The sequence below is a fragment of the Burkholderia sp. MSMB1588 genome (assembly GCF_001546925.1).
Lineage (GTDB): Bacteria > Pseudomonadota > Gammaproteobacteria > Burkholderiales > Burkholderiaceae > Burkholderia > Burkholderia humptydooensis.
On the sequence record NZ_LNJS01000001.1, the window covers coordinates 2,589,448 to 2,601,659 of the forward strand.

Below are 12,212 nucleotides of genomic sequence, written 5' to 3' on the forward strand. Positions count from 1 at the left end.
GCTCATGGGCGTTTTCGACCGGAAACGGCCGGCCGCGAAAGCGGTCATGCCGCCGCGAGCGTCCCGCGCGCGGCGCGCCGGCCCAGCACGCAGAGCGCGCGGAACACGGGCGCGTCGACCGCGTCAGCCGGAATGACGAGCGGCGTCGCGCGCCGGCCGCGGCCTTGCACCGTCAGCACGACGAGCAGATCGCCCCATTGCGTGCAGCCGGCGATCTGCCCGCGCGCGAGGAGCCGCCCGTCGCGGTCGAACGCCGCGAGCACGCCCGCGCCGGCATCGATCTGCAACGCAGCCGGCTGACGCCGCGCGCGGGCGGCCCGCGCGCGCAACGCGACGAGCGCCGCGATGAGCCCCGCGAGCGCCGCCGCCCCGCCGCTGCCGACGAGCGGCGCCGCACAAGCGTAGACCGCCGCGCCGGCGGCCGCCACGAACAGCGCGCACGCGGTGCGCAGGCACGCCGACGCGCGCAGCACGTTGTGCTGCGCGCCTGCCGATGCGGCGTGGAACGGCTCCGTCAAGCGACCCCGCGTCAGACGCGCTTGAAGACCAGCGTGCCGTTAGTCCCGCCGAAGCCGAAGGAGTTCTTCAACGCGACGTCGATCTTCATCTCGCGCGCTTCGTTCGCGCAATAGTCGAGATCGCACGCGGGGTCCTGGTTGAAGATGTTGATCGTCGGCGGCGACACCTGGTTGTGGACGGCCAGCACCGTGAACACCGATTCCAGCCCGCCCGAGCCGCCGAGCAGGTGGCCCGTCATCGACTTCGTCGAATTGACGACGATCTGCTTCGCGTGATCGCCGAATGCGCGCTTGATGCCGATGGTTTCCGCGAGATCGCCGAGCGGCGTCGACGTGCCGTGTGCGTTCAGGTAGCTCACCTGATCGACGTTGACACCGGCGTTGCGCAGCGCGGCCAGCATGCAACGTCGCGCGCCGTCGCCATCCTCGAGCGGCGCCGTCATGTGATGCGCGTCGCCGCTCATCCCGTAGCCCGCGATTTCCGCGTAGATCTTCGCGCCGCGCGCCTTCGCGTGCTCGTACTCCTCAAGCACCATCACGCCCGCGCCCTCGCCGAGCACGAAGCCGTCGCGGTCCTTGTCCCACGGACGGCTCGCCGTCGCCGGATCGTCGTTGCGCTGCGACAGCGCGCGCGCCGCCGCGAAGCCGCCGATGCCGAGCGGCGACACGGTCGCCTCCGCGCCGCCCGCGATCATCACGTCGGCGTCGCCGTATTCGATGAGGCGCGCCGCCTCGCCGATGCAGTGCAGGCCGGTCGTGCACGCGGTGACGAGCGCGAGATTCGGGCCCTTGATGCCGAACTTGATCGACAGGTGGCCGGAGATCATGTTGATGATCGACGCCGGCACGAAGAACGGCGAGATCCGGCGCGGGCCGCGGTTGAGCAGTTCGGTCTGCGTGACTTCGATCATCGGCAGCCCGCCGATGCCCGAGCCGACCACGACGCCGACGCGCTCCGCGTTTTCGTCGGTGACCTGGAAGCCGCTGTCCTGCATCGCCTGCATGCCGGCCGCGATCCCGTAATGGATGAACGTATCCATGTGGCGCGCTTCCTTCGCCGGGATGTAGTCCTCGACGTTGAAGCCCTTCACCTCGCCTGCGAAGCGGGTCGAGAAGTTCGTCGCGTCGAACTTCGTGATATTGACGATGCCGGACTTGCCGGCCACGAGATCGGCCCAGCCGTCGGCAACATTATTGCCAACAGGCGAAATCAGCCCAAGGCCTGTAACAACAACACGACGGCGGCTCACGGTAACCTCTTTTCCATTGAATGACAAAAACAAAAGCCACAGCGGCCACAGGAACCACCCCTGCGAGCCCTGTGGCTGTTAGCTCGGCCGGCGAGAACGCCGACGCGATCGCGCATCCGGCGCAGCGTGTGCAAAAACTTGCAGACGACGCGCGTGTTACGCCTTGACGTTCGCGCGAGCGTAGTCGATCGCTTGCTGAACGGTCGTGATCTTCTCGGCTTCTTCATCCGGGATTTCCATGCCGAACTCGTCTTCGAGCGCCATCACCAGTTCAACCGTGTCGAGCGAATCCGCGCCGAGGTCGTTCACGAACGACGCTTCGTTCTTGATTTCAGCTTCGGCGACGCCCAGTTGCTCGGCGACGATCTTCTTGACACGTTGTTCGATATTGTCCATTACCCCTCCGAGGGAAAGTTCAAATTTACAAGTGCGCGCATTTTAACAGGTTTGATGCTGCCCAAAATGCGCGCCGGCTTTGCGGCCAGACAAGCGCCGATGCGCGAATGCGCATGCACGGCGCGGATGGTAAACGAAATCCGTTACGACATGAACATGCCGCCGTTCACGTGCAGCGTCGTGCCCGTGATGTAGCCCGCTTGCGGCGACGCGAGGAACGCCACTGCGTGCGCGATGTCCTCCGGGCTGCCCAGGCGGCCGAGCGGAATCTGCGTCTTCAGCGCGGCCTGCTGCTCTTGCGGCAGGGCCTTCGTCATGTCGGTATCGATGAAGCCCGGCGCGACGCAGTTCACGGTGATGCCACGGCTGCCGATCTCGCGTGCGAGCGCGCGCGTCATCCCCGCGACGCCTGCCTTCGCCGCCGCGTAGTTGACCTGACCCGGATTGCCGGCCGAGCCGACGACCGACGTGATGTTGACGATGCGTCCGCCGCGCGCCTTCATCATCGGGCGCAGCACCGCGCGCGACAGGCGGAACACAGCCTTCAGGTTCGTGTCGATCACGGCGTCCCACTCGTCGTCCTTCATCCGCATCGCGAGTTGATCCTGCGTGATGCCGGCGTTGTTGACGAGCACGTTCAGCGCGCCGAATTCCTTGAGCGTCGCTTCGACGAGCGCGTCGACCGCCGCCGCGTCGTTGACGTTCAGCACGGCGCCGCGGCCTTCGATCCCGGCTTCCTTGAATGCGGCCGAGATGCCCTCGGCGCCCGCTTCGGTCGTCGCGGTGCCGATCACCATTGCGCCGCGGCGCGCGAGTTCGAGCGCGATCGCGCGGCCGATCCCGCGCGACGCGCCGGTGACGATCGCGACTTGTTTGTCGAGAGTCTTGTCCATGCAGTGGTTCCGTGTTTCGGTTGAATCGGCAAGCTCGAGCGCCTGACGGAGTCAGGCGGCGGCGAGCTTGAGCGCTTCGTCGAGCGACGCCGGATCGAACACCGACGTGCCGACCAGGTTGCTGTCGATGCGCTTCGTGAGGCCGGCGAGCACCTTGCCCGGGCCGCACTCGATCACGTGCGTCACGCCCTCGCGGGCGATGTGCCGCACGCACTCGACCCAGCGCACGGGCCCCGCCGCCTGGCGCACGAGCGCATCCTTGATCGCCGCGGGATCGGACACCACCGCGACGTCGATGTTGTTGACGACGGGAATCCGCGGCGCCTTCACGTCGACGTTCGCGAGATATTCGCGCAGCTTGTCGGAGGCCGGCTCGAGCAGCGACGAATGGAACGGCGCCGACACGGGCAGCGGCAGCGCGCGCTTCGCGCCCTTCGCCTTCGCGATCTCGCAGGCCTTCTCGATGCCCGCCTTCGTGCCCGCGATCACGACCTGCGCGGGCGCGTTGAAATTCACCGCTTCGACGACGCCCGATGCCGACGCCTCGGCGCACACCGCGCGCACCGTGTCGTCGTCGAGGCCGAGAATCGCCGCCATGCCGCCCACGCCGACGGGCACGGCCGTCTGCATCGCCTGCGCGCGAAAGCGCACGAGCGGCAGCGCGTCGCGAAACGCGATCGCGCCCGCGGCGACGAGCGCCGTGTATTCGCCGAGGCTGTGGCCGGCGACGATCGACGGCTGCGCGCCGCCCGCCTGCTGCCACGCGCGATAGCACGCGTACGCGGCCGTCAGCATCACGGGCTGAGTATTCGTCGTCAGATTGAGTTCGTCGGCCGGGCCGTCGGCAATCAGCTTGCCGATGTCCTGCCCCAGCGCGTCGGACGCTTCGTCGAGCGTCTCGCGCACGACGGCGACGTCGGCGAACGCATTGAGCATGCCGACCGATTGCGAGCCCTGGCCCGGAAAAACGAATGCAAATTTCATATCGTCCCCAATTGAATCGATTCGAGCGGCGCACTGCGCCCGGCGCGCCGATGGGATGCGCGGAAAGTGCGGGCTCAGTAGCGGAAGACCGACGCGCCCCACGTGAAGCCGCCGCCGACGCCTTCGATCAGCACGTGCTGGCCGCGCTTGATGCGGCCGTCGCGCACCGCGACGTCGAACGCGAGCGGAATCGACGCGGCGGACGTGTTGCCGTGCTCGTCGACAGTGACGATCATGCGTTCCTGCGGCAGGCCGAGCTTGCGGCACGTGCTCGTCATGATACGGATATTGGCCTGGTGCGGAATCAGCCAATCGACCTGTTCCGGCGCGAGATCCGCCTTCGACAGCGCTTCGACCGCGACCTTCTCGAGCAGATTCACGGCGAGCTTGAAGACGGCCTGGCCGTCCATGTGCAGGAATGCGCTGCCCGCGATGACGCCGCGGTTCACGTTGCCCGGCGTGCAGAGGATGTTCGAGTAGCTGCCGTCCGCGTGCAGCGCGCTGCCGAGGATGCCCGGCTCTTCGGACGCCGACAGCACGACGGCGCCCGCGCCGTCGCCGAACAGCACGCAGGTGGTGCGGTCCTTGAAGTCGAGGATGCGTGAGAACGTCTCCGCGCCGACGATGAGCGCGGTGCGGTGCTGCCCCGTGCGGATGAAGCTGTCGGCCGTCGCGAGCGCGTAGGCGAAGCCCGAGCACACCGCCTGCACGTCGAACGCGGCACCGCCGTTCTTGATGCCGAGCTTGTTCTGCAGCAGGCACGCGGTGCTCGGGAAAACGAAATCGGGCGTCGACGTCGCGACGATGATGAGGTCGATCGACTGCGGATCGACGTCGGCCGCCTCGATCGCGCGCTGCGCGGCGATGAGCGCGAGATCGCTCGTCGTCACGTCGGGCGCGGCGAAGTGCCGCGCGTGGATGCCCGTGCGCGCGACGATCCACTCGTCGCTCGTCTCGATGCCGTCCTTCGCGAGGCGATCGGCGAGTTCTTGATTCGTGACGCGGTCGGGCGGCAAATAGCTACCCGTGCCGAGCACGCGGGAATAGAGGGTCGATTGGGCCATCATGTCTTCGAGGAAAGCGCGGCGGAGGGCTCGGCTGGCTGGCCCGCGGACGGACTCGCCTGCCCCGTCCCGTCCGCGTCGCGACCGCTTTCGCCAAGCGGCGCGGCATTCTCCGCCATCGCTCGCGAAAGGCGCTCCAGCACGCCATTTTTGACGGCATCATACCCGCGTTTGATCGCCCACTCAAACGCGTAAGCGTCGGCGGAGCCGTGGCTCTTGATGACGAGACTGCGCAGCCCGAGCAGCGCCGCGCCGTTGTACTGGCGATGATCGACGCGCCTCTTGAAGCGCAGCAGCACGGGCAGCGCGAGAAGCGCCATCAGCCTCGACAGCAGCGAGCGGCTGAACTCTTCCTTGATGATGTCGGCGAGCATCTGCGCGAGGCCCTCGGACGTCTTCAATGCAACGTTGCCAACGAAGCCATCGCAGACGATCACGTCGACAGTGCCCTTGTAGATGTCGTTGCCCTCGACGTTGCCGCGGAAATTCAACGTGCTCGTGCGCAATAGCTCGCCCGCGCGCTTGATTGTTTCGTTCCCCTTGATGATCTCCTCGCCGATGTTGAGAAGACCGATCGTCGGCCGCTCCTTGCCCTCGAGCGCCGCGACGAGCGCGTGCCCCATTTCGGCGAACTGCAGCAGGTGCTGCGGCTCGCAGTCGACGTTCGCGCCGAGGTCGAGCATCATCGTGTAGCCCGTCGGATTCGGCAGCGCGAACGCGATCGCGGGCCGCTCGATGCCGGGCAGCGTCTTCAGCACGTAGCGCGACACCGCCATCAGCGCGCCGGTGTTGCCGGCGGAAATGCACGCCTGCGCCTCGCCTTCCTTCACGTGATTGAGGGCGACGCGCATCGAAGAATCCTTCTTCTTGCGCAGCGCCACTTCGACGGGATCGTCCATCGCGACCACTTCGGTGGCCGGCACGACGGACAGCGCGGGCTCGTCGAGCGCCTTGCACTTCTTGAGTTGCGCCCGTATCGCGCTTTCGATGCCGACGAGCATCAGTTGCGCGTCGGGATGCGAGCGAACGAACTTGACTGCCGCGGGAACGGTCACGGACGGGCCGTGGTCGCCTCCCATGCAATCGATTGTGAGCTTTACAGTCATGGAATGCGACGAATTTCAGGCACAAAAAAGCGGCAGTTGAATGCCGCCTTTTTGTTGAGCCAGGAAAGTGTCAAGCGAACCGGTTGTCGCGCGAGGGGCCCGAATGGCCATCAGACGCGCGCCACGGAGACGGAAACGCTTAGTCGTTCTTCGTCTTGACGACTTTCTTGCCGCGATAGTAGCCGTTCGGGCTGACGTGATGACGCAGATGCACTTCACCCGTGCTCGGCTCGACGGCGAGCGGCGCGGTCGTCAGGAAATCGTGCGAACGATGCATGCCGCGCTTCGACGGCGACTTCTTGTTTTGTTGAACTGCCATGACTAACTCCTAAATAATTTTTTGGATTCTAACACAGCCCGATCCGGCGCTTGCTACCCCGGCCCTGCGGCCTCACGCCTTCCCGCGCCCCAACTGCTTAGTGTTTATTGCCGTCGCCGCCCTTTTTCAGCGCTTCGAGCGCCGCGAACGGATTCGGCCTGTCGCTTTCGCCCGCCGCTTCGTCGGACGTATCGTCCGCATCGGCCGCGGGACCGCTCGCGCCCAATACCAGGCTTTCGTGCACCGCCGGACAGACTTGGTGCTTCGGCACGAGCGGCAGCGAAAGCAGCAACTCATCTTCGATCAAGCCGGCGAAATCGAACTGGCGCGAGCCGACGATCACATCGACTTCATCTTCGTCGAGCGGAAATTCGTCCGCCTCCTCTTCGGTGGCGACGATCCGGTACACGACGTCGATGTCGAACGACTGCTCGTACGGCGTCATGCAGCGCTGGCATTCGAGCCACGCGGCGCCGTGCAGCGCGAGCCGCAGATAAGGCTGCTGCGCCTCGGCGCCGTCGTCCTGCAGCTCGGGCTGCGTCGAGCCCTCCGCCTGCCAGGTGAATAGGGTGTCGCGGTCTGGCGCGTCCGCCGGCACTTCGTTTAACATGCGCGGCAACTGCGAGAGCCGGACGGCGCCCGCTGCCTGCCGAGCGCTGCGCGCAAATTCGAACAGATCGATCGCGTGCGGATCGAGCGAAACCGCAGGCTTGCCTGAAGACGGGTTCATGTGCGCTCCTGCCGTATCAACCCACGATGCAACTCGTTCGTGCAGCGGACCGCGCGGCCCGGCGTCCCGCGCCACGGGATGCATGACGCATCCGGGCTGCTCGGTTCGCCGTCGGGCGCTCGCAAAACCCCTGCCGATGAAAAGCGCAAGAGCATACCCGTTTTATCTTTTCGAGTCAAATACTTAAGACTGCTTCGCCGAACACGCGGCCGCCGCGCGCCCGCGCGCAGTGCGGCGGCCATTCCTTCAACCCGGATCTCCCGAACCGACCGATACCCGACCATCATGCAGCACAACGCTTCCAGCCCACCCAGGCTGATCCTCGCCTCCAGCTCGCGCTACCGGCGCGACCTCCTCGAACGCCTGCGCGCGCCGTTCGACGTCGTCACGCCCGAAGTCGACGAGACGCCGCTGCCGGACGAAACGCCTTCCGCGACCGCGCTGCGGCTCGCCGCCGCGAAGGCGCGCGCCGCGGCCGAGCGCGTCCAGGCGCCTCACGGCGCACTCGTGATCGGCTCCGACCAGGTCGCGACCTTCGACGGGCTGCAGATCGGCAAGCCCGGCTCGCACGAGCGCGCGCTCGCGCAACTGCAGGCGATGCGCGGCCGCGACGTCGAATTCCACAGCGCGCTTTGCCTGTACGACAGCCGCTCCGGCGCGGCGCAAGTCGAAGACATCGTGACGCGCGTGCGGTTCCGCGCGCTGACCGACGTCGAACTCGACGCCTATTTGCGCGCGGAGACGCCATACGACGTCGCGGGCAGCGCGAAATCGGAAGGGCTCGGCATCGCGCTGCTCGACGCGATCGAATCCGACGACCCGACGGCGCTCGTCGGCCTGCCGCTCATCGCGCTCACCCGAATGCTGCGCGCGGCGAGCTATCCCCTTTTCGGCGCGCCGGCGCCGGCCGCCGACGGAGCGAACGGACGATGACGGCAGGCACGCTCTATCTGATTCCGAACACGCTCGGCGATGGCGACGCCGCGATGCTCGCCGCCGTGCTGCCCGCCGCCGTGCAGGCGCGCGCCGCGTCGCTCGGCTACTACATCGGCGAGAACGCGAAGACGACTCGCGCGTTCCTGAAGAAAATCGGCACCGAGCGGCCGATCCAGGAAATCGAGATCCGCGAGTTGAACGTGAAGACGCCCGCAGGCGAAATCGACAGGCTGCTCGCGCCGGTGCTCGCGGGCGCCGACGCGGGGCTCGTGTCGGAAGCCGGCTGCCCCGCCGTCGCCGATCCCGGCGCGCTGCTCGTGCGCCGCGCGCACGAGCGCGGCGTGAAGGTCGTGCCGCTCGTCGGGCCGAGCTCGATCCTGCTCGCGCTGATGGCGTCCGGCCTGAATGGCCAGAGCTTCGCGTTCCACGGCTACCTGCCCGTCGACGCCGCCGCGCGCGCGAAGCGCCTGCGCGAGCTCGAGCAGCAGTCGCGCCACGCGAACCAGACGCAGATCTTCATCGAGACGCCATACCGCAATCACGCGATGCTCGACGCGCTCGTCGCGACGTGCGCGCCGTCGACGCTCGTGTGCGTCGCGGCCGACCTGACGCTCGCGACCGAGACGATCGCGAGCCGCTCGGCGGCGCAATGGAAAAAGGCGCCTGTGCCCGATCTGCACAAGCGCCCCGCGATCTTCCTGCTGCTCGCGAACTGAGCGAAGCGTTCCGCGCCGTCAGCGCAGCTTCAGCTCGCCGCCGGCGACGGCCGCCTTCAGCGCGGCCTTGCCCACCGCCGCGCCGAAGCGGCGCGCGACGCGGTCGGTCAGGCTTTCCTTGACCGTGTAGTCGACGAGGTCCGGCGCCTTCAGCACGTCGCGCGCGACGGTGTCGGTCGTCCCGTAATCGTCGGCGAGGCCGAGCTCGATGCTCTTCGCGCCCGTCCAGAAGAGCCCGGAGAAGATGTCCGGCGATTCGTGCAGGCGCGCGCCGCGGCCGTCCTTCACCGCCTTGATGAACTGCTCGTGGATCTGGTCGAGCATCGCCTGCGCGTGCGCGTCCATCTTCGGCGTCTCCGGCGAGAACGGATCGAAGAAGCCCTTGTTCTCGCCCGACGTGTGCAGCCGCCGCTCGACGCCGAGCTTGCCCATCAGCCCGGTGAAGCCGAAGCCGTCCATCAGCACGCCGATCGAGCCGACGATGCTCGCCTTGTCGACGTAGATCTTGTCCGCCGCCGCGGCGATGTAGTAGCCGCCCGACGCGCACATGTCGGAGACCACGACATAAAGCGGTTTGCCCGGATACTTCTTGCGCAGCCGCCGGATCTCGTCGTAGACGATGCCCGCCTGAACCGGGCTGCCGCCCGGGCTGTTGATCTTCAGCACGACGCCGACCGTGCCCGAATCCTCGAACGCGCTGTCGAGCGCCGTGTTGATGTCCTCGGCGTTCGCGTTGGTGCTCGCGGCGATCTCCCCTTCGATCGTCACGACGGCCGTGTGGCGGCCGCTCGCGAGCTTGCTGCCGTCGCCCGATACGCTCAGGAACGCGAACGCGAGCGCGCCGAGCACGACGAGGAACGCGAAGCGGAAGAAAATCCTCCAGCGGCGCGCCGCGCGCTGCTCCTTGATCGCCGCAAGCGCAACGCGCTCGAGCACGGCGCGCTCCCAGTTCGGTTCGCGGGTGGCGGCGTTCGCCGCGGAGGACGAAGACGAATCGGGCGGATTGATTTGATCGGACATGCGTGAAAGTCAGTGGTGGTCAGAAGGGGCCGGGCGCAGATCGCCGTCGGGCAGCCAGAACACCGCGCGGCCGTCGGGCGTGTCCTGCTCGTCGACCCGGACGGCGCGCAACCGCGCGCCGCGGCACGGGCCGCCGACGCACCTGCCCGTCTCGGGCTCATAAATCGCGCCGTGCGTCGCGCACATCAAGTATAAGCCTGACGATTCGAAGAACTGTCCCTCGATCCAGTCTAGCTCCATCGGCACGTGCGCGCAGCGGTTCAGGTAACCGTACGCGCGCCCTTCGTAGCGCACGAAGAACACGACGACGGACTCGCCGCGCAGCGACGCGTCGATCCGCACGCCCGCGCCGCCGTCGACGAGCGCGTCGGCCGCGCACACGAAGCGCGCATCGCCGCCGCCCGTCATGCGTGCTCCCGCAGCCAGCCGGCGAGCGATACGACGTCGGGCGCGACGAAGCGCGGCGACAGCGCAGCGAGCGCGTCGGCCGAATGCGCGCCGTACGCGACGCCGACGCCCGCCGCCCCCGCGCTCGCCGCCATCTGCAGGTCGTGCGTCGTGTCGCCGATCATCACGGTGCGCGCCAGATCCTGCCCCAGTTCGCGCGACAATTCCTGCAGCATCGCCGGATGCGGCTTCGAGAACGTCTCGTCCGCGCAGCGCGTGGCGCCGAAGAGGCTCGTCAGCTTCGCCTCGTCGAGCGCGCGGTTCAGCCCGACGCGCCCCTTGCCCGTCGCGACGGCGAGCAGGTAGCCCGTGTCGCGCAGCTCTTCGAGCATCTCACGCACGCCGCCGAAAAGCTCGGTTCGCTGATCCTTGATCAGGTAGTGGAACCGGTAGCGCTCGGCAAGCCGCGGATAGTCGGCGGGATCGACGCTCGGCGCGGTCACGGCGAGCGCATCGCGCAGGCCGAGTCCGATCACGTAGCGGGCGGCCTCGTCGGACGGGGCGGGCACGCCGAGATCGCGGCACGCGGCCTGGATGCACTGCGCGATGTGCGCGGTCGAATCCATCAGCGTGCCGTCCCAGTCGAAGACGATCAGATCAAATTGCTGTCGGGCCATGCTTGTCACGCGGTGTCGCGCAAGTCGGTGAGTTGATCGAGAAATTGCCGGCATTCGGCGGGCAGCGGCGCGTCGAACTGCAGCGGCTCGCCCGTCAACGGATGCGCGAAGCGCAGCCGGTGCGCGTGCAGGAACATCCGCTTGATTGACGGCGCCGCGTTCGCGCGCGAAAGCGCCTTGTTCAGCGCGAAATCGCCGTACTTCGCGTCGCCGACGATCGGCAGGCCGAGATGGGCGAGGTGCACGCGAATCTGATGGGTCCGACCCGTTTTGAGTTCCGCTTCGACGAGCGCATAGTCCGGCCAGCGGTCGACGAGATTGAACACCGTGTGCGACGGCAGCCCGTCTTCCTGGACGCGCACGCGCCGCTCGCCGTCAGGCGTCGCGTACTTGAAAAGCGGCGCCTTCACGGTGCGGCGGCGGCCCCAGTCGGCCGCCCAGTCGCCGTGCACGCACGCGAAGTAGCGCTTGTCCATCCGGTTCTCGCGGATCTGCTCGTGCAGCCCGACGAGCGCCGAGCGCTTCTTCGCGAGCATCAGGATGCCCGACGTCTCGCGGTCGAGCCGGTGCGCGAGCTCGAGGAACTTCGCGTGCGGCCGCGCGTGGCGCATCTGCTCGATCACGCCGAACGCGACGCCGCTGCCGCCGTGCACGGCGACGCCCGCCGGCTTGTTCAGCGCGATGATCGCGTCGTCCTCGAACAGGATCTCGAACGCGGCGGCAGGCACGGGTGCGAGACCTGCCGCGCGCGCGAGATCGGCCGCCGCGACGCGCACGGGCGGCACGCGCACGACGTCACCGAACGCGAGCCGGTATTGCGCATCGATCCGGCCCTTGTTCACGCGAACTTCGCCGCTGCGCAGAATCCGGTAAATATGACTCTTCGGCACGCCCTTGCAGACGCGCAGCAGGAAGTTGTCGATGCGCTGCCCGGCGGCGCTTTCGTCGATCTCGATGAGCGAAACCTGGCCGCTCGCGATCGAATTATGGGATTTTTTGCCTAACTCATTCATACTGAATATAATTTTGCGCAGCCTTCCGTAGCGGAGCGGCCTGATCGGCCGGTTTTCGGGCGGACTGCGCGAGGCGCAAGCGCAAACTGTTATTTTACTTGCGCCCGGGGCGTGCTGCTCGTCCTCACGAATGAAAGCAGCAAGTTGCACGCACGGCACCGCGCTCAGGCAGGGATCGCGCCCACAGGCGGATTCGGTTTGAG

15 protein-coding genes are annotated in these 12,212 nt (G+C 67.3%); 2 read left to right on the forward strand and 13 right to left on the reverse strand.

The genetic code is table 11. The features are described 5' to 3' along the window. Window positions 1-44 precede the first annotated feature (44 nt). The 9 genes from WS92_RS23455 to WS92_RS23495 all read right to left on the reverse strand — a co-directional run bounded on the left by WS92_RS23455 (window position 45) and on the right by WS92_RS23495 (window position 7,260). Window positions 45-518, reverse strand: a complete 474-nt coding sequence (locus WS92_RS23455; protein WP_059933987.1) for a protein YgfX — start codon at window positions 516-518, stop codon at window positions 45-47. 11 nt (window positions 519-529) lie between these two features. Continuing rightward, entirely contained in the window at window positions 530-1,768 is a 1,239-nt protein-coding gene (gene fabF / locus WS92_RS23460; RefSeq protein WP_009913173.1) for a beta-ketoacyl-ACP synthase II, read from the reverse strand. A gap of 156 nt (window positions 1,769-1,924) precedes the next feature. Further along, window positions 1,925-2,164, reverse strand: coding sequence for an acyl carrier protein (gene acpP / locus WS92_RS23465; RefSeq protein ID WP_004197638.1), 240 nt, complete (start codon window positions 2,162-2,164; stop codon window positions 1,925-1,927). A 143-nt stretch (window positions 2,165-2,307) separates the two neighbouring features. Then, a complete protein-coding gene (gene fabG / locus WS92_RS23470; protein ID WP_059933989.1) occupies window positions 2,308-3,057 on the reverse strand; it encodes a 3-oxoacyl-ACP reductase FabG in 750 nt (249 codons plus the stop codon). Window positions 3,058-3,108: 51 nt separating this feature from the next. Then, the gene (gene fabD / locus WS92_RS23475) at window positions 3,109-4,041 is read right to left on the reverse strand and encodes an ACP S-malonyltransferase (RefSeq protein WP_059933992.1); all 933 of its coding nucleotides are present in this window, start codon (window positions 4,039-4,041) and stop codon (window positions 3,109-3,111) included. Between the two features lie 74 nt (window positions 4,042-4,115). Then, a complete protein-coding gene (locus WS92_RS23480; protein WP_015602461.1) occupies window positions 4,116-5,105 on the reverse strand; it encodes a beta-ketoacyl-ACP synthase III in 990 nt (329 codons plus the stop codon). After that, on the reverse strand, window positions 5,105-6,211 hold the full coding sequence (gene plsX, locus WS92_RS23485; protein ID WP_009913176.1) for a phosphate acyltransferase PlsX: 1,107 nt from the start codon (window positions 6,209-6,211) through the stop codon (window positions 5,105-5,107). Before plsX ends, WS92_RS23480 begins: the two co-directional genes overlap by 1 nt. 139 nt (window positions 6,212-6,350) lie before the next feature. Beyond that, the gene (rpmF, locus tag WS92_RS23490; protein WP_006025797.1) at window positions 6,351-6,530 is read right to left on the reverse strand and encodes a 50S ribosomal protein L32; all 180 of its coding nucleotides are present in this window, start codon (window positions 6,528-6,530) and stop codon (window positions 6,351-6,353) included. A gap of 97 nt (window positions 6,531-6,627) precedes the next feature. Then, the gene (locus WS92_RS23495; protein WP_059933994.1) at window positions 6,628-7,260 is read right to left on the reverse strand and encodes a YceD family protein; all 633 of its coding nucleotides are present in this window, start codon (window positions 7,258-7,260) and stop codon (window positions 6,628-6,630) included. Between the two features lie 285 nt (window positions 7,261-7,545). Between WS92_RS23495 and WS92_RS23500 the strand changes: the two genes are divergently transcribed. Then, complete coding sequence (locus WS92_RS23500) at window positions 7,546-8,193, forward strand: Maf-like protein (RefSeq protein ID WP_059933996.1); 648 nt, start codon at window positions 7,546-7,548, stop codon at window positions 8,191-8,193. After that, window positions 8,190-8,912: an SAM-dependent methyltransferase gene (locus WS92_RS23505; RefSeq protein ID WP_006025794.1), complete on the forward strand. Its 723-nt coding sequence runs from the start codon at window positions 8,190-8,192 to the stop codon at window positions 8,910-8,912. Before WS92_RS23500 ends, WS92_RS23505 begins: the two co-directional genes overlap by 4 nt. Before the next feature lie 18 nt (window positions 8,913-8,930). On the opposite strand, the gene WS92_RS23510 is transcribed toward WS92_RS23505, so the two are convergent. The 4 genes from WS92_RS23510 to WS92_RS23525 are packed head-to-tail and all read right to left on the reverse strand — an operon-like array spanning window position 8,931 to window position 12,009. Further along, the gene (locus tag WS92_RS23510) at window positions 8,931-9,932 is read right to left on the reverse strand and encodes a S49 family peptidase (protein ID WP_006025793.1); all 1,002 of its coding nucleotides are present in this window, start codon (window positions 9,930-9,932) and stop codon (window positions 8,931-8,933) included. Window positions 9,933-9,941: 9 nt separating this feature from the next. Then, complete coding sequence (locus WS92_RS23515; protein WP_059933998.1) at window positions 9,942-10,340, reverse strand: Rieske (2Fe-2S) protein; 399 nt, start codon at window positions 10,338-10,340, stop codon at window positions 9,942-9,944. After that, window positions 10,337-10,996, reverse strand: a complete 660-nt coding sequence (locus WS92_RS23520; protein WP_006025791.1) for an HAD-IA family hydrolase — start codon at window positions 10,994-10,996, stop codon at window positions 10,337-10,339. The genes WS92_RS23515 and WS92_RS23520 overlap by 4 nt, the downstream gene beginning before the upstream one ends. A 5-nt stretch (window positions 10,997-11,001) precedes the next feature. Next, window positions 11,002-12,009: an RluA family pseudouridine synthase gene (locus WS92_RS23525; RefSeq protein ID WP_006025790.1), complete on the reverse strand. Its 1,008-nt coding sequence runs from the start codon at window positions 12,007-12,009 to the stop codon at window positions 11,002-11,004. Between the last annotated feature and the right edge of the window lie 203 nt (window positions 12,010-12,212).